The following is a 17942-nucleotide window of genomic DNA, read 5'->3' as shown; positions in this document are numbered from 1 at the left end:
CGGCGTTTTTTTTGAGGAGAGACTGAGACATGACCTCACTCCGGATAACGCTGCGCCAATCGCTGCTCGGCCTTGCCCTGGCAGCGCTGGCACCCAACATGGCCGCAGCCGCGCCGTCCAGGTCCGGCCCCATCGCCGACCCCATCCCGCCGCGCAGCCAAGGTGTTGGCCCCTACCAGCGCATCGTGCTGCGCAACGTCACATACGTGGATGGCACGGGCGCACCGGCCCAGGGCCCGGTGGATATCGTAATTTCCGGCGACAAGATCGCCGAGATCCGCTCCATCGGCGCTCCCAAGGTCATCGACGAGGCCCTGCGCGCGCCCAAGGGCGATTATGAGATGGATCTGACCGGCTACTATGTGTTGCCGGGTTTCGTTGATACCCACACCCACCTGCACAGTCTGGAAGACGGACAAAATGTCCCCGCGGACTACATCCTGAAGCTGTGGCTGAGCCACGGCATCACGACCGCCCGCGACGTGGGCAGCGAACGGCCCATCGAGTGGATGGCGGACATCAAGCAGCGCAGCAATCGCAACGAGATCGTCGGCCCGCGCTTCGAACTCTATCCCTTCTTTCACAGCATTCTCGACAAGCCGGTGAACGACCCTGAGACTGCGCGCCTGGCCATGCGTGAGGCCAAGCGCAGGGATGCGGACGGCATCAAGTTCCTCGGCAGTATTCCCGAGGATGTGCTGTTCGCTGCACTTGATGAGGCGGAGAAGCTCGGCCTTAAGACCACCATGCATCACGCCCAGCAGCTGGTCTCTTATGCCAACGTGCTGAAGACCTCGGCCCACGGCCTCGACTCCATGGAGCACTGGTATGGCTTGCCCGAGGCGATGTTCATCGACCGCACGGTCCAGGACTTCCCGCATGATTATGTGAATAACGACGAGGAAATGCGCTTTGCTGAGGCCGGGCGCCTGTGGAAGCAGACCGCCAAACCGGGTTCCGAACGCTGGGCCGCGGTCATGGACGAACTGCTGAAGCGCAATTTTGCCCTCAGCCCCACCTTCACCGCTTACCTCACCAGCCGCGATTTCATGCGCATGAGCCGCGCCGCCTGGCATGATGAGTACACCATGCCGAGCCTGTGGGACTGGTATCGCCCGAGCCGGGTGAACCACGGTTCCTACTGGTTCGACTGGACCACGGAGAAGGAGATGGCGTGGAAGGAAAACTACCGGCTCTGGATGCGGTTCGTGAACGATTACAAGAACCGCGGCGGCCTCGTCACCGTGGGCAGTGACAGCGGCTATATCTACAACCTCTACGGCTTTGGCTACATCCAGGAAATGGAGTTGCTGCGCGAGGCAGGCTTCAGCCCGCTCGAGGTCATCCACGCCGCAACCCAGGCAGGCGCCAAAGTTCTTGGCCGCGAACATGAAGTTGGCACCATCCGCGCCGGACGCAAGGCTGACCTTGTTATCGTGAAGGGCAATCCGCTTGCCAACCTGAAGCTGCTTTTCGGCACAGGCACGATCAAGCTCAACGACGAGACTGGCAAGGTCGAGCGGATCGGCGGCATTTCCTACACGGTGAAGGACGGCATCATTTATGATGCACAGAAGCTCCGCGCCGAAATTAGGGAAATGGTGGCCAGGCAGAAGGCCGAGCGGAACATGCCGCCGGGCCCGATGATGATCGAGGCGGTGGACACCACGCGCTGATCTTTCTAAATTCGTAATATGTAAGAGAAGGCGGTCTTCCAAAGGACCGCCTTCTTTTTTGTAGCTGGATTTCTTTCAACCGAGACCCCGTGTTGTTGGCACCTGAGCGCAGCAAATTCTTTATCGCGCACGCCTCGGCGCATGGGCTTCCGCTGCATTCCCCCCTCAGCTTCTGGAACGAGGGGGTGCACATTTTCTGCTGCTGCCCCTCACGGCTGGCAGTTACAGGTAAATAAAAGGGGCGGCCACCGGAGTGACCGCCCCTTTCTATTTCCGGTGTTGCGTTCGAATTACTGAACCGTCTCCGGCGTTGCTTGCTGCGCCAGCGCGCTGCGGCGGCGCCCGTAGATCAGGTAAACGAGTACGCCGAGCATGTTCCAACCAAGGAAGCGCACCAGCGTGTGATCCGGCAGGCTGAACATCAGGTAAAGGCAGCCAACGATGGCCAGCGTTCCGACCAGATAAGGCGCAGGGCAGCTGAACACGCGCTTGAGATCCGGACGCTTCACGCGCAGGATCATCATGCTCGCGGCAACGGCGATAAAGGCCACGAGCGTTCCGGCATTGGCCAGTTCCGCAATCTCATCCAGCCGGAAGAAACCGGCCACAGCCGCCACGAACACGCCGGTGATGCCGGTGATAAGCAGCGGCGAGCCCGTGCGGGGCGAAACCTCGCTGAGCTTGCGCGGCAGGAGGCCGTCGCGCGCCATCACAAAGAAAATGCGGCTCTGACCGTACATCATCACGAGGATGACCGACGGCAGTGCGATCAACGCAGCCATCGCAATGGCCCAGGCTGCGAACGGATGGTCGAGCATACGCAGCACGAAGGCCAGCGGCTCGGACGACTGCGCCACCTGGGTGTGGTGGACAGCGCCGATGGCAGACAGAGCTACCAGCATGTAAATAATGGTGCATGCAGCCATGGAGCCGACGATGCCGATGGTCAGATCCCGGCCCGGGTTCTTCGCTTCCTCCGCAGAGGTCGCCACAGCATCAAAACCGTAAAAGGCGAAGAACACGATGGCGGCCGCCGCCATTACGCCGCGAGTGGTGCCTTCAGCATCGACTGAGCTGCCGAAGCCGTAGGGCATGAACGGCGTCATATTCTCGCCGTTGAACGCCGGCAGCGCCAGGAAGACAAACGCGGCCAGCGCGCTGATCTTGATGATGACCAGAATGATATTGAGCGTGGCGCTCTCGCGTGTGCCCGCCATCAAGAGGCCCGCGATCGAGAGGGCAACCAGCACGGCCGGAAGATTAACGATACCGCCCGCGTGTGGCCCGGCCAATAGAACGTGCGGCCATTCTATTCCGACGCCTTGCAGCCAGCCGACGAGATAGGCCGCCCAGCCCACCGCCACTGTGCTACACGCCAGCGAATATTCCAGAATAAGGCTCCAGCCCACTACCCAGGCAATGCCTTCGCCGATAACCGAGTATGTGTAGGTGTAGGCACTGCCCGCTGTCGGGATCAGCGTCGCCATTTCGGCGTAGGCCAGCGCCGCACAGGCGCAGACCGCACCGGCAATGGCGAAGGCCAGAAGCACGGCCGGCCCCGCCCGATCCGCGCCGACACCGGTCAGCGTGTAAATGCCTGTACCAACGATCGCTCCGATGCCCAATGCAATAAGATGTGGCCAGCTTAGCGTTTTCTTGAGTCGATGCTCCCGCCCAAGCTGCTCGTTGGTATCGAGCGGCTTGAGCGGCCCCCAAAGTGTTTGTCCCACAGTCCTGGTCCCCTTTGTTATGCGGACTGCCGGATGCCTCCGGCATATTATGTGTCTGCAGGAAGCTGTTTGCGCAGATCCTCCAGAGTTTGACCGATGTGCTCCCGCATCAGTGCAGCAACGGTCTTATGGTCGCGCGCAAGCCACGTCTCGAGAAGCAGGGTGTGCTCTTTATCGGCCCTTTCATCCCGGCCGAGCGGCTCCAGGTGCTTGCGCACGTAGCGGTCCGACAAGATGTGAAGCCGCTCAAGGAAACTGGTGGTCACCACAAGCCCCGATGGGCGGATGAGCGCCAGGTGGAATGCCCGGTTGAAGGTGCCGGCACGGGTGCCCTGTTCACCGTTGATCCGCTCGAGCGTCTCGAGCGCCTCGGACGCAATGCGGCGGTCAGCGTCGCTTGCCCGCTTGGCCGCCAGTGCGACGGCTTCCGGCTCCAGCTTGAGCCGAAGGGCATAGACTTCTTCGGCTTCCGCAGTGCTGAGCGGCCGAACGAAAAAGCCCTTGTTCGCCTGCGAGCGCAGCAATCCTTCCTGCTCCAGCCGGGCCAGCGCCTCTCGCAACGGAATCTTGCTGACGCCGAGCTCGGCGGCCAGCGCATCCTGCCGGATCGGCTTGTCAACCGACACTTGGCCGGAGAGGATGCGGTCACGGACCAGCTCGACAAGCTGATCTGAAAGATTCCGTACGATGAGGCTGCTCATGGGTTGTTTATACCGGTTTCTGATAGGTTGTTTTGATCGTTGTGAAGAAGGTACGGGCGGCCCGTCCCTGCTCCCGCGGACCATAGCTTGAAGCACCGGTTCCGCCAAACGGCGCGTGATAGTCAACACCGGCGGTCGGCATGTTGACCATGAGCATACCGGCTCGGGCGCGGCGCTTGAAGGCCTCCACATAGCCAAAAGACTTGGTGCACAGGCCCGCCGACAGGCCGAAACGGTTAGCGTTCAGAACCTTGATGGCCTCGTCGAACCCACCGACGCGGAACACCCCGGCAACCGGGCCGAAGATCTCGTTGTGGCAGAGCCAGTTGTCGGCGGAGACATGGTCGAACAGAGTCGGAGCGTAGAAGCATTCGTCCATCTGGGCGCTGCTGCCGCCGAACACCGGCTTGAGGCCCGTGGCTTCGGCCTCCTTGACCTGGCTGGCGATGAGAGCCTTCTGGCGCGGCGCGGCCAGGGGGCCCACCTGCGTTGAGGGATCGGCCGGATCACCGATCTTCAGGGCGTCGACCCGCCTCGCCAATGCCTCGACAAAGCGGTCGGCGATCTCGTGCTCCACGATGATCCGCGACGTTGCCGTGCAGCGCTGACCGGCAGCGAAGAAGGCGCCATTGAGGGCGCACTCGACCGCATTGTCCAGATCCGCATCCGCCATGACGATGAGGCCGTTGACGCCGCCCATCTCGGCCTGCACCCGCACGCCGCGTGCGGCCGCGGCCAAGCGCACCTTCTCGCCGGTCGCAACCGAGCCGGTGAAGCTGATGGCGTCAATGCCGTCCGCTTCCACAACGAAACGGCCCGCCTCGCCCGCGCCCAGCACCATGTTCACGCTGCCTGCCGGCAGGCCGGAGGCGGCGATGACATCCATCAGCGCGGCCGCCGTTGCGGACGAGATTTCCGAGGGCTTCCACACCACGGCGTTGCCGTAGGCAATGGCGGGCGCGATCTTCCAGGCCGGAATGGCGATCGGGAAGTTCCAGGGCGTGACGGCAGCCACCACGCCGACCGGCGCATAATCCACCTCGACCATTGCGCCCGGACGGGTTGAGTCGAAGCGCTCGCCGATGTTGCGCAGGGTCTCGCCGGCAAAGAAGTCGAACAGGCGGGCGGCGCGCATCACCTCGCCCTTGCTGTCGCCGAACGTCTTGCCGGTCTCGCGTGCGATCAGGAGGGCCAGCCGGTCGGCATCGGCCTGAAGGGTACGGCCGATTCTGGCCAACGCATCCGAGCGGACCTCGACGCCGCCTGCAGCCAGCACATCAACGGCATCGTGGGCAGCGGTGACGGCACGGGCGACGACGACTGCATCAGCCTCCGGCCCTTCCACGCGCAGATCATCGGGGCGGGCAGGATTGCGCTGCTCGAACGCCGCCTGGGCCGTAATGGATTGACCGCCAATATGATGGGAGAGGCTGATAGTTTCCGTCATGACACCCTCAAACAACCGAAAAACCTGACCAGAACGTATCCGCCTGATCGATCCAGATGGTATTGAAACCCGTCGCGATGGCCGCCCCCTCGATGGAGGGGATGATGGCAGGCTGGTCGCCCAGCATGGTCTCGCCCTCGACGCGGCCGATGAAGCGGCTGCAGATGTAGCTTTCGTGAACGAAAGCATCCCCCGCCTTCAGTCGCCCGGTAGCAGCCAGATGCGCCAGCCGCGCCGAGGTGCCGGTGCCGCAGGGGCTGCGGTCGATGGCGCGCTCGCCGTAGAACACGGCGTTGCGGCCGTCGGCATCGGCGCTCTTGGGCTTGTCGGCCCAAAGCACATGGCTGACGCCGCGGATGGTCGGCTCCAGCGGGTGAACCGGCTCGTAGACTTCGCGAACCTTGGCGCGGATGATGCGGCTCAGCTCCACGATGCGCGACGCACCCAGATCATCCAGCCCAGTGTAGGCGCCCTGGGGTTCGATAATGGCATAGTAGTTCCCGCCATAAGACACATCGATCGACAGGGGGCCGAAGCCCGGCACATCGATCTTGAGGCCCTGCTTGGCGAGGTAGGCCGGGACATTGCGGATCTTGACCGACGTCACCTTCTCGCCTTCGGTCTTGTAGTCGATCTCGATGATGCCCGCCGGCACCTCAAGGCGCAGCTTGCCGGCCTCGCGCGGCTGAATGAGACCGTGTTCAAGTCCGAAAGTGACCATGCCGATGGTGCCGTGGCCGCACATGGGCAGGCTGCCGCTGGTCTCGATGAAAAGAATGCCGCAGTCAGTGTCCTCACGCGTCGGCGGATACAAAAAGCCGCCCGACATCATGTCATGGCCGCGCGGCTCGAAGCACAAACCCGTGCGGATCCAGTCAAAGCGCGCCAGGAAATCCTGGCGGCGCTCCGCCATGGTTGCGCCCTTCAACAGCGGGGCCCCGCCCACCACTAGGCGGACAGGGTTTCCGGCCGTATGACCGTCAATGCAGAAGAAGGTATGTCGCATACGTCTCTCTTGCGCCGCTGCTCTATCGATCGTGCCGTTGGCAGCAAACCGGGCGGTTGCGGCCGGGTTGAGGCGGGTCCGGGCAGAAACTGTGGAACGCGCCCGTGTCCTCCGTTGAACACCTGAATAATATACGGTATACGATACTGCATGCCAATGAAAAAATCGCAATCTCAGTACATTTCTGTGGTGGTCGGCGGCGGCCTGGTCGGCCTTAGCTGCGCCGTGAACCTGCAAGCGCGCGGGATCGCAACGTGCTTGATCGACCCGGCGCGCGAGCACCGCCCCGCTTCGTGGGGCAATGCGGGCCATATCGCCGTGGAGCAGGTGGAGCCGCTGGCCTCAATTGCCACGCTCAAGAGTTTTCCCCGCCGTCTGTTCTGGCGCGGCGGGGCGCTCAGTCTGCCGCTGAGGGACATCTCGGCATGGCTGCCGTTTTCCTTGCGGTTGATGATGGCCGCTCGTCCGAAGCGCTTCGCCACTGGCAAGGCGGCTCTGAAGGCTGCACTCGCCGAGGCCGTACCGGCCTGGCAGCGATTGCTGGCGTTCGCAAAGGCGGAAAGTCTCTTGGTGCAGGACGGACATTACATTGTATGGGAGTCGGAAGCGACTGCTGTAAAGGGCCGCGCCACATGGGCCAAAGCGGACACGGGCACGGCCTCGTGCCGCGACGTCACCGACGCAGAAATGCGGGAGATTACCGAGCTGACCGGTATTCGTCCCGCAGGCGCAATCCGGTTCCTCGGCAGCGGCCAGATTACCGATCTGGGCCAGTTGGCCGAGGCGCTGGAGCGCCGGTTCGAGGCATTGGGCGGGCGACGGCACAAGGCCTCCGTCCTCACGATCCAACGGTCGGGCAATAGCCTTAGCATCGCGACGGACGACGGCGAGACGCTGCTGGCACAGACGGCTGTGGTGGCGGCGGGCGTCGCCTCGGGCGACCTCTTAAGGCCGCTCGGCTACACCGTTCCGATCATTGCCGAGCGTGGCTACCATATCCAGACGCAAAATACGACCTGGCCGGAGACCATGCCGCCGGTGGTGTTTGAAGACCGCTCGATGATCGTCACCCGCTTCCGCTCCGGCCTCAGAGCTGCCAGCTTCGTCGAGTTTGGCCGGCTGGAAAGCCCCGCCGATCCGCGCAAGTGGGAGCGGCTGAAGGCGCATGTCAAGGCGCTCGGCCTCTCCTTCGGCGAACCGGTCAAGCCTTGGATGGGCGCTCGCCCCACTCTGCCGGATTATCTGCCCGCCATCGGCCGTGCCCAGGATCTGCCCGGCCTCTACTACGCCTTCGGCCACCAGCATTTAGGCTTGACGCTCGCCGCCGTGACGGGCGAGGCGATCGGTGCCCTTGTCTCCGGGGAAACTCCGGTCATTAATACTGAGCCCTTCTCCCTCGAGCGTTTCAGGAAGTGATACGATGACGCGCGGAATCGGCGGCTCCAGCGCCGCAGCTGAACTGGCAAGCCTTGGTCCCTGGCAGGATCGCGCCCCGTCAATCTCGGTTGAGGAGCGCCAGGCCCGCATCGAGAAGGCGCGCCGCCTGATGCGCGAGCACGGCATCGATGCCCTGCTCGTCAGCGCCGGCACCAGTCTGCGCTACTTCGCAGGGGTCACCTGGGGTGCCACCGAGCGGCTGGTGGCGATGCTGCTGCCGCTCACCGGCAAGCCCATCATCATCTGCCCCAATTTCGAGCTGGGCAGTTTGCAAGCCGAACTTGTCATCGAGGCTGATATCCGACTCTGGGAAGAGGACGAGTCTCCGAGCGAACTGGTGGCCGGGGCATTGCGTGAGCTTGGCACGCGGCGCCTCGCGCTCGATCCTGCCATGGCCTTCCTGTTCGTGGAGCGTATCCGTCGGGCAGCACCCAGCATTGACGTGGTGGAAGGCTCCGCCGTTATCGACGGCTGCCGCATGCAGAAGTCGCCTGGCGAACTGGCCCTGATGAAGCAGGCCAAGGCGATGACGCTGGAAGTGCACAGGCGCGCCGCCAGCATTCTGCGCGATGGCATTACGGCCTCTGAAGTCCGCCGCTTCATCGATGAGGCGCACCGGGCATTGGGCGCTTCAGGCTCCAGCTTCTGCATCGTGCAGTTTGGCCGCTCCACTGCCTTCCCCCACGGCTTGCCGGGCGAATCCTACTTGGCGGAGGGCGACGTGGTGCTGATCGACACCGGCTGCACCATCGAGGGCTACCACAGCGACATTACCCGCACCTATGTGTTCGGTCAGCCAAGCGCCGAACAGCGCGCCATGTGGGAGCTGGAACAGGCCGCCCAGCAGGCGGCGTTCGATGCAGTCAGGCCCGGCGTGCTGTGCGAGGCGGTAGACTATGCCGCCCGCGCCGTGCTCGAAAAGGGCGGCCTCGGCCCGGATTACAGGCTGCCGGGCCTGCCGCACCGCACCGGCCACGGCATCGGCCTTTCCATCCACGAACCTGCCTATCTGGTGCGCGGCGACACGACGCCTTTGCTATCCGGCATGTGCTTCTCCAACGAGCCAATGATCGTGGTGCCGGACCGCTTCGGCATCCGACTGGAGGATCACTTCTACGTCACCGAGACCGGCGCAGAGTGGTTCACCAAGCCGTCGCCTTCCATCGACGCCCCGTTCGGCTGAGACGCGAGCCCTGCCTTCACGCCGGTTCTTTTCGCCTGCGCGACAGGGCAGTTTGCATCTATCCCTGTTCATTGTATATCGTATACTATTATTGATAACCATCTTTCCCCGCCATGCCGGCTCAGGCCACAGGCGGATGGAGATCGCCCGGCCTTAGCCGGAAGAACGGGAGCAATGGTGTGACGGAGACTGTGCGGATTTCCCTTGATGAGGTGCGGACGTTGGCAGAAGCGGTGCTGTCGCGCCACGGACTTTCCGAACCCCATGTGAAGGCAGTTGCCGACACAATCGTTGCAGGGGAACGGGATGAGTGCGCCTCCCATGGCATCTATCGGCTGTTGGTCTGCGCCCACACCATCAAGGCGGGCAAGGTGTCGCTCGATGCCGAACCTGTGGTGCAGGACATAGCTCCTGCACTGGTAAAGGTGGACGCCAAAGGTGGCTATGCCCAGCTCGCGTTCAACATGGGCAAGCCGGTACTGGCCGAGAAGGCGCGGCAGTGCGGCATCGCCGCGATGGCGATCAACAGGTGCATCCACTTCTCCGCCCTGTGGCCGGAAGTAGAGGAGTTGGCGGGCAACGGGCTTGTCGCCCTCGCCTTCACGCCGAGCCACGCCTGGGTTGCGCCTGCCGGCGGCAAGAAGCCGATTTTCGGAACCAACCCCATCGCCTTCGGTTGGCCGCGCCCGGGCCCCCACCCTTATGTATTCGACTTTGCAACCAGCGCCGTTGCCCGCGGCGAGATCGAGCTGCACCGGCGCGAGGGCAAGTCCATTCCCCTCGGCTGGGGGATCGATGCGAACGGAAACCCGACAACCGATGCGACTGAAGCGCTGGAGGGCGCAATGCTCACCTTTGGCGGACACAAGGGCTCGGCCCTCTCGACGATGATCGAGCTGATCGCAGGGCCACTGATCGGTGACATGACGAGCGCCGAGTCCCTCGCCCACGATGATGGCGCCAAGGCCTCGCCTTATGGCGGCGAGCTCATCATCGCCATCGACCCCGCCCGCTTCCTTGGGTCCTTGGCGGCCGAGCATCTGGCCCGGGCCGAGGCGCTGCTCGAGGGCATCACAAGCCAGGGCGCACGTCTGCCGTCTCAGCGTCGCTACGAGGCCCGTGCGCGCACGGCACTTGGAGGCGTCCGCGTGCCGCGCACACTCCTGGAAGACATCCGCGCCCTGCTCGACTAATTTTGGCAGATCATAAGAGGCATTGGGCCAAGCTCAGTGAAGGGGAACCTACAATGAAAGCCATCTTCAGGACACTCGCCGCGGCCGGCGCGCTCGCAGCCCTCGGCGCGATGCCTGTCAGCGCCGAGGTAGATTATACGGCCCGGCTGACCGAGGGAAATGTGGTTCTGAAGAACTTCACCTTTGGTACCGGCGAGACGATGGCAGAACTTCGCATGCACTATGCCACCCTTGGCACGCCGAAGCGCGACACCAAGGGCAACATCACGAACGCGGTGATGGTGCTGCACGGCACCGGCGGCAGCGGGCGGCAGTTCCTCGCACCACAGTTCGCGCAGGAACTCTATGGCCCTGGCCAGCCGCTCGACATCACCAAATACTATATCATCCTGCCGGACAACATCGGCCACGGCCAGTCCTCCAAGCCGAGCGACGGCCAGCGCATGGACTTTCCCAAGTATGACTACGCCGACATGGTGGAAGCCCAGCGCCGCATGCTGATCGAAGGCCTGAAGGTCAACCATCTGCGGCTGATGATGGGAACCTCCATGGGCTGCATGCATGGTTTCGTGTGGGGTGCCAAGCACCCGGACTTCATCCAGGCGATGTTGCCGATGGCCTGCCTGCCCATGCAGATCGCCGGGCACAACCGCATGTGGCGCAAGGCCGCCATGCACGGCATCATGTCCGACCGGGCATGGGACAACGGCACTTACCAGACCCCGCCAGTGCGGGGCCTGCGCACGGCGGTGAGCCTCTTGCAGGTGGCGGGCTTCGCGCCGCTCTATCTGCAGAAGGAATTCCCGACCCGCGATGCCGCCGACGCTTACATTGTGGAGCGTGTCGAGGCGGACATTCCCCGCCGCGACGCGAACGACCTGATCTATCAGCTGGATGCCTCGCGCACCTACGATCCCTCAAAGGATCTGGAGAAGATCACCACGCCCATGACCTGGATAAATTCCAGCGACGATTTCATTAACCCATGGGATTACGGCCTAGCCGAAAAATTCGCTGAGCGCCTGCCGGGTGCCCGGTATGTGCTGATCAAGGCGACCGATGAAACCCGGGGCCATGGCACCCATACGTGGGCAAAGTTCTGGAAGGACGAGCTGATCGATCTTCTGAAACGCACCGAGACGAAATAACCCAAAGTCCCCTTTTCTGGATCTCACCGGGCATTCCCGGATGCGCGCGCGGCGGCCCCCTCCCCGGCCGCCGCGCATTTTTTTGTACAGGCGGTTCGCGACCGATCATCGCCAGTCCGAACTGGCCCAGTCTCCGCAAAAGTACATACAAAATCACTGCCGGCGCCATGGGCGTTCAAACGCGCTGACGGAGCTTTTTTGCCTGGCTCATGGCAGGGTGACCAGTTTGGCGCTCTGTGATTCTGTCGCAGGCAATTACGGCCAATGCCGACGGCCAAATCGCCTTGGTCCCTGCAACACAGCGATTCTCGCAATTCCTGAGAGTGAGCATTTTAGGCAGCAGGCGATTCAACAAGAAAGTATCTGTCTACTCGACCTTTTGCACAACGCAGCCCGCAGGAAACGGCCTGCAGCGCTACCAGACATTAACATGCTCTGGCACTTATGTGAGGTTTTCAGGCCGGCTGTTGAATACCTCAACTTTATCATCGACAAATCGTATACTAAATACTATCGTCTGATCTGAGAGTATGGATGATACGCTCACGTTATGGTTTTGAAGCCTGCAGACGTACAGGCCAACAGGACGGTCAAAAAAATGAAAGCCAAGATTTTTTCCGGTGTTATTCCAGCCCTCATGACGCCTTGCACGGCGGACCGCACCCCTGACTTTGATGCCCTTGTCCGCAAGGGCAAGCAGCTCATCGAAATCGGGATGTCTGCCGTAGTCTATTGCGGCTCCATGGGGGACTGGCCCCTTCTGACGGATGCGCAGCGCATGGAAGGCGTCGAGCGCCTGGTGAAAGCCGGCATTCCCGTCATTGTTGGCACCGGCGCCGTTAACACGGCCGCGGCCGTCGCTCTCGCGGCCCACGCACAAAAGGTTGGCGCTCAGGGTCTGATGGTCATTCCGCGGGTCCTGTCGCGCGGCCCGTCGATCACTGCGCAGAAGGCGCATTTCAAGGCGATCCTGGCCGCAGCGCCTGACCTGCCGGCAGTCATCTACAACAGCCCGTACTACGGCTTCGCTACTCGCGCAGACCTGTTCTTCGCGCTACGCGCCGAGCACCCCAACCTCATCGGCTTCAAGGAGTTCGGCGGAGCCGAGGACATGCGCTATGCGGCAGAGTACATCACCAGCCGCGACGACGATGTCGCACTGATGGTTGGCGTCGATACGACGGTGTACCATGGTTTCGTGAACTGCGGCGCAACCGGTGCTATCACCGGCATCGGCAACGCGCTGCCGCGGGAAGTAATCCACCTGTGCAAGCTGTCCCAGGCCGCAGCCGCAGGCGACTTCGAAGCTCGCCAGCGCGCGCAGGAGCTTGAACAGGCGCTTGGCGTTCTGTCCTCCTTCGATGCAGGCCCGGACCTTGTTCTCTATTATAAGTACCTGATGGTGCTTCAGGGGGATAAGGAATACACGCTGCACTTCAATGAGACTGACGAGCTGACGGAAAGCCAGCGCGGTTATGCCGAAGCCCAATTCAAGCTGTTCACGACCTGGTATGCCGAATGGAGCAAGCTCCCGGGCGCTGTGCAGAAGTACAAGGCCTGATCAAACGCTCAACAAGACGCTAAGCAGGCGCTGCAACGGGCCCTTCCACACGGGAGGGCCCTTTTACTTTCGGGGTCAGACGAGCGTTCAGATAGTCCCATCGGCTCTCGGCAGAATTCTGGAAGATGAATCTTTTGGCTTTTATGCTGACCCTCACACTCTGGAATTGGTCTCAAAGTCATGCTCTGATGGGCCGGTTATTATTCTCTGCGGCCCACTGGGAGCTGACCTGATGACCCTAACAGAAGAGCTGATCGTCGCGCAGATCTGGCGGTACCCGGTAAAGTCGATGGGCGGCGAGCAACTGACCCAGGCAGACGTCGGCGCGCGCGGGATCCGGTGGGACCGTGGATGGGCGGTCCGCGACGAGAAGGCAGGCGCTATTAGAAGTGCCCGCTATATTCCGCGTCTCCTGATGTGCTCGGCTCGCTATCTACCCGGCACGGATGCCGGACTGGTGCCCCATGTAGAAATCACGCTGCCGGACAGAGCAACCGTCAACTCGGATGATCCGAAGGTGCACACCCGCCTGTCTGATGCCCTGGGCAAGGACGTGACGCTCCTGTCGCTTCGCCCTGGCAATCAGGTCGACCATCTCCGTCCAGGGCAAGGTGCGCTCGTGACAGGCAGTATGGAGACCGAAATCCGCATGCTCTTCGGCCTGGAGGACACGGAGCCTCTGCCCGATATGAGCCGCATGCCTCCCCACCTGATGCGGGAGCTCAGTGAACTGGGCGCGCCGCGTGGCACCTATTTTGACGCGTTTCCGATCGACATCCTGACGACCTCGTCAATCAGGCACCTCCAGCGACACTTGCCGGACGTGGATCTTGATGTACGCCGGTTTCGTCCGAACTTTCTGATCGATGATGGCGGTGCATCAGATGCGATACGGGAGCGAGAATGGATTGGACAGGCAGTGCAACTGGGCCAGGTACAGTTCGATGTGGTGATGGAATGCCCGCGCTGCACGATCATCGCAGCCGAGCAGCAAGGCGGCATCGCAAAAAACTCGGCTATCACAAGAACCATCGTGCGTGAAATGCGCCAACTCATGAGCGTCTACTGCAACGTCATCACGCCCGGACAGGTCTGGCTGGGAGACAAGGCGATCGTCACCGGCGTGAGGCCTGGCTAATCGATGCCAAGCCCGCCGCGATGGCGGCCATGTGCCGACAGCCTAGGGGGACAGGTTAACGCAATCATGATGAGCGGTGTCGCGCACGCAGGTTGACCCGCGCGCCGACGACTGACTGAATATGTTGACCCGGTTGTTTGCACGTGCACGATCGGGTGCTAGACTCAAGGATCGGCGACGAGCAAGAACAAATGGTGGCGGCGACCGCCCGCCATATCAGCGCTTCTGCTTCAAGGCCAGGCTTGGCTCCCCTCGCCTCAGAGGTGCATTGCCAAGGTGGGAGGCAACAAGTGATGCTGCCTCAGGCGATGCGAGGATCAGATATGGTGATTGTTGAGGATATTCTGGCCGGATCCGTAGCGCCACTGGGACCTCGCGGCGCCCCGAGCGCAATTGACAAGCGCCCAGTCACTGGGCGCGTGCGTGTTGGCTTGGAGGGACTGGCTTGCGACGCCCAAGGAGACCGCAAGCATCACGGCGGCCCTGAGAAGGCGCTGCATCACTACGCCCGCGATCATTACCCGACTTGGCGCCAACTGATCGGACCTCGGGCACTGCTCGACACTCCAGGCGCGTTTGGCGAGAACCTGACCACCAACGGGCTGACCGAAGAGAGCGTCGCGGTTGGCGATACCTTTCGGCTGGGCGGGGCCTTGCTTCAAGTCAGCCAGGGACGGCAACCCTGCTGGAAGCTCAACGCTCGGTTCGCCGTCCCGGACATGGCGCTGCGTGTCCAGCAAACCGGCCTGACCGGCTGGTACTACCGCGTGCTTGAGGAAGGATACATCAAGAGGGGAGACGAGCTGCGGCTGGTGGATCGCCTATCGCCTGAATGGACCCTTCGTCGGCTGTGGCGCGCACTCTATGTCGATACGATGAACTTGGATGAACTTGCGGCCATGAGTACCCTTTCGCATCTGGCTGACGGCTGGCGCGGCTACGCTGAGAAGAGGCTGGCTACGCGTCAGGTGGAGGACTGGTCGCGTCGACTGTCAGAGGGTGCCTGAGCGCCTTTGATAGCGAACGGCGAGACAGCACCAAGTCAGACCGCGACTGATTGGCCAAGTGTTAGACCCCGGATGTGGTGATGCAGTCAATTGCCCTATTGTGAAGGAGGCACTATGGGCCAGGTTGTTCTAAGAAGAGCACCCGCTCGATAGAGCCGGTTCGTCGCGTAATACAGCTTGCGTCGGGGAAAACGCACGGCCACCGACCAGACGCATCAACACCCAGGTCACCTGCAAGAACGACTTTGACCAGCCGGCCCCCGCCCTGTCTGGGTCTGGCCAAGGTTTTGCCCGGTTCTTGTCCTTCCGATACCTAAGAATCATATTCCGTGCAGAATTGCGAAAGTCGACAGGATGACTGGCTTGCAGCGCCTTCACGCCGGAGGAGATCATGCCGACCTCGCTGCCCGGTGGCTTCTATTTTCAAGGACAACTTTTGGCCTGCCTCAATGACTTAACGCATGAACGAGCAACCCATGTCTCCCAATATGCAGCGGCCCTTATTCCCATAACAGTTTAGAAAAACGGCGGAGCCGGAAAAGCATGGGCGTTCATTGGGGGCGCTATCTTGCGCAAAGGATGGTCACCACATGAGTGCGGGCGCGCATCAGTCTTTGATAATTCAATAATATGTGCACTTCAACTACCCAAAATTTGATATTTCCAAAGAGTCTATGGCGCACCTCTTTGCAAATATGCTAATATGTTTACTATGAGTACACCTAGAAGCGATAAGCTGAAGACCATCCTCGAAGCCGTCCCGGCTGGTTTTCTCGTGGATGCGCCATGGCTGGAAAAGCAGGGCGTTAGCCGGTTCCTGACCCGCAAATATATAGAGAGCGGCTGGCTGGAGCGCGTTGAGCGCGGGGTCTTCCGCCGCCCGACCCCGCAGCCGGTAGCGCTCGACTGGCAGACCTGCCTGCTCTCTCTTCAGCATATCATGAACTACCCGGTGCATGCCGGTGGCAGCACGGCTCTCGGCCTGCATGGTTACAGCCACTATCTGCCGCTCGGAATGTCCCCGCCCGTGTGGCTGTATGGCAGCGTCATCCCGTCATGGCTCGCGCGCATCGAACTCGACGCGCCGCTGGTGTCGCGCGGCCTCGGCCTGTTCAGCGACCCGGGGCTCGGTCTCACCATGAGCAAGTCCGGCCACGCTCATGTCTTGCCTTGGGGTTGGGCGCTGCGCATCTCTACGCCGGAGCGCGCCATCCTCGAGGCTCTCGACGAACTGCCAGACCACGAAAGCTTCCACAATCTCGACATGGTGTTCCAAGGGCTCGCTACGTTGAGCCCGCGCCGCCTGTCGGCGCTTCTGAAGTGCTGCCGCAAGATCAAGGTGCGCCGCTTGTTCTTCGTCTATGCGGATCGTCACAAGCATGCCTGGCGTGAACGCCTGAACCCGGACGAGTTTGACCTTGGCACGGGCGACCGCGCGCTTGTGAAGGGGGGTAGGATCCATCCCCGCTACCGGATCATGGTCCCTTCGGGATTCGTGCCCACCATAGGAGAGGCTGATGGCCCGTGAACTTTACGCTGCACAGGTGTCCCTGCTTGTGCGGCTGCTGCCGTTCATCGCCCCGGAAGAGGTCTTTGCGCTGAAAGGCGGTACGGCCATCAACCTCTTCTACCGCGACATGCCGCGCCTGTCCGTGGATATCGACCTGACCTACCTGCCAGTGCAGGATCGGGCCAAGGATCTCGCGGACATCAACGAAACGCTCGACCGTATTATGACCGCCGCCAGCAGCGGCATCGCAGGCCTTGATGCCCGCCGCATTGACGGTGGCGGCGGAGGCGCGACCCGCATCCGCGCCCGGCTCGGCACCGCCGAAATCAAGATCGAAACCTCCCCTGTCACGCGCGGCGTCGTCCACGATCCCGACCGGCGCGAAGTCTCGGCCAAGGTCGAAGAGGAGTTCGGGTACGCAGCGCTGCAAGTCGTCTCTTTTGAGGACCTGTTCGGGGGCAAGCTGCATGCCGCCATGGACCGCCAGCATCCGCGCGACCTCTTTGACGTCAAGCTGCTCTACGAGAACGAAGGGTTCACAGACGAGCTGTTCCACACCTTCCTTGTTTATGTCGCAAGCTCTCCCCGCCCAGCGCATGAATTGCTCCGCCCCACTCGTAGCAGGCTTGACGAGCCCTATGCGCGCGAGTTCATCGGTATGACGACTATCCCCGTCACCCTCGCTGATCTCATGAACACAAGGGAACGTCTGATCGCCGATATCGGCGCACGCCTCGATGCCAATGCCCACCGGTTTCTGACCACGCTACATGACGGCGAGCCAGATTTCGAAGTGATCGGGCTGCCACAGGCAGCGGACCTTCCCGCCGTGCGCTGGAAGCTGCTGAACCTAAAGAAACTCGCCGCAGAGAACCCTAACAAACACAAGGCACACAGGGAAGAGCTCGAAAGGCTCTTTACCTAAAAGAAAACCGGACAATGCGAATGGAGTCTTCCTGGCGTGTCGATATACCCGGTCCCATGCCATTAGGGCGCAAACTCATAAACTTGGTTGAGTTCCGGACGCCAGCGTGATTCAACAGCCTTCCTGTAATGGAGAGGCTGATGGCGCGGCGGCGATACGAACTGACGGATAAGGAATGGGCAATCATTGAACCCTTGCTTCCCAACAAGCCGCGCGGTGTTGCACGCGTAGACGACCGTCGGGTGATCAATGGCATTCTCTGGCGGTTCCGGTCCGGTGC

General features: G+C 61.9%; 15 protein-coding genes. 11 read left to right on the top strand and 4 right to left on the bottom strand.

Annotated elements, in window-relative coordinates:
- Window positions 1–29 precede the first annotated feature (29 nt).
- Window positions 30–1676, top strand: coding sequence for an amidohydrolase family protein (locus VIG90_RS02110; protein WP_331591777.1), 1647 nt, complete (start codon window positions 30–32; stop codon window positions 1674–1676).
- A 290-nt stretch (window positions 1677–1966) separates the two neighbouring features.
- Here VIG90_RS02110 and VIG90_RS02105 read toward each other — a convergent pair whose 3' ends face one another.
- From VIG90_RS02105 to VIG90_RS02090, 4 genes are read right to left on the bottom strand one after another with little or no spacing between them, the layout of a single operon-like run.
- Window positions 1967–3406 carry an amino acid permease gene (locus VIG90_RS02105; protein ID WP_331591776.1) on the bottom strand — a complete coding sequence of 480 codons (1440 nt, stop codon included), beginning with the start codon at window positions 3404–3406 and terminating at the stop codon, window positions 1967–1969.
- Window positions 3407–3453: 47 nt separating this feature from the next.
- Window positions 3454–4107 (bottom strand): GntR family transcriptional regulator, encoded by a 654-nt coding sequence (locus VIG90_RS02100; RefSeq protein ID WP_331591775.1) that lies wholly within the window; start codon window positions 4105–4107, stop codon window positions 3454–3456.
- A 7-nt stretch (window positions 4108–4114) separates the two neighbouring features.
- Window positions 4115–5554 (bottom strand): aldehyde dehydrogenase family protein, encoded by a 1440-nt coding sequence (locus VIG90_RS02095; RefSeq protein WP_331591774.1) that lies wholly within the window; start codon window positions 5552–5554, stop codon window positions 4115–4117.
- A gap of 7 nt (window positions 5555–5561) precedes the next feature.
- Complete coding sequence (locus VIG90_RS02090; protein ID WP_331591773.1) at window positions 5562–6560, bottom strand: 4-hydroxyproline epimerase; 999 nt, start codon at window positions 6558–6560, stop codon at window positions 5562–5564.
- A gap of 156 nt (window positions 6561–6716) precedes the next feature.
- On the opposite strand from VIG90_RS02090, the gene VIG90_RS02085 reads away from it, so the two are divergent.
- From VIG90_RS02085 to VIG90_RS02040, 10 genes are all read left to right on the top strand, one after another.
- Window positions 6717–7976 carry an FAD-binding oxidoreductase gene (locus VIG90_RS02085; protein WP_331591772.1) on the top strand — a complete coding sequence of 420 codons (1260 nt, stop codon included), beginning with the start codon at window positions 6717–6719 and terminating at the stop codon, window positions 7974–7976.
- A gap of 4 nt (window positions 7977–7980) precedes the next feature.
- Window positions 7981–9180 carry a Xaa-Pro peptidase family protein gene (locus tag VIG90_RS02080; RefSeq protein ID WP_331591771.1) on the top strand — a complete coding sequence of 400 codons (1200 nt, stop codon included), beginning with the start codon at window positions 7981–7983 and terminating at the stop codon, window positions 9178–9180.
- Window positions 9181–9359: 179 nt separating this feature from the next.
- A complete protein-coding gene (locus VIG90_RS02075; RefSeq protein WP_414695460.1) occupies window positions 9360–10373 on the top strand; it encodes an Ldh family oxidoreductase in 1014 nt (337 codons plus the stop codon).
- Between the two features lie 53 nt (window positions 10374–10426).
- Window positions 10427–11521, top strand: a complete 1095-nt coding sequence (locus VIG90_RS02070; protein ID WP_331591769.1) for an alpha/beta fold hydrolase — start codon at window positions 10427–10429, stop codon at window positions 11519–11521.
- Window positions 11522–12119: 598 nt separating this feature from the next.
- The gene (locus VIG90_RS02065) at window positions 12120–13082 is read left to right on the top strand and encodes a dihydrodipicolinate synthase family protein (RefSeq protein WP_331591768.1); all 963 of its coding nucleotides are present in this window, start codon (window positions 12120–12122) and stop codon (window positions 13080–13082) included.
- Between the two features lie 232 nt (window positions 13083–13314).
- Window positions 13315–14220, top strand: a complete 906-nt coding sequence (locus VIG90_RS02060) for an MOSC domain-containing protein (RefSeq protein WP_331591767.1) — start codon at window positions 13315–13317, stop codon at window positions 14218–14220.
- A gap of 419 nt (window positions 14221–14639) precedes the next feature.
- The gene (locus tag VIG90_RS02055) at window positions 14640–15227 is read left to right on the top strand and encodes an MOSC domain-containing protein (RefSeq protein WP_331591766.1); all 588 of its coding nucleotides are present in this window, start codon (window positions 14640–14642) and stop codon (window positions 15225–15227) included.
- 712 nt (window positions 15228–15939) lie between these two features.
- On the top strand, window positions 15940–16755 hold the full coding sequence (locus VIG90_RS02050) for a type IV toxin-antitoxin system AbiEi family antitoxin domain-containing protein (protein WP_331591765.1): 816 nt from the start codon (window positions 15940–15942) through the stop codon (window positions 16753–16755).
- Window positions 16745–17662: a nucleotidyl transferase AbiEii/AbiGii toxin family protein gene (locus VIG90_RS02045; protein ID WP_331591764.1), complete on the top strand. Its 918-nt coding sequence runs from the start codon at window positions 16745–16747 to the stop codon at window positions 17660–17662. Before VIG90_RS02050 ends, VIG90_RS02045 begins: the two co-directional genes overlap by 11 nt.
- Window positions 17663–17802: 140 nt before the next feature.
- Window positions 17803–17942: transposase (locus tag VIG90_RS02040; protein WP_331591796.1), on the top strand; the 140-nt coding region annotated here is incomplete at its 3' end.

It is taken from the genome of Pedomonas sp., from assembly GCF_036515995.1.
In the GTDB taxonomy this organism is placed as follows: Bacteria; Pseudomonadota; Alphaproteobacteria; order Sphingomonadales; family Sphingomonadaceae; genus Pedomonas.
Note: the sequence above shows the minus strand (reverse complement) of the source record. Positions and strands in the feature narration are given on the sequence as shown.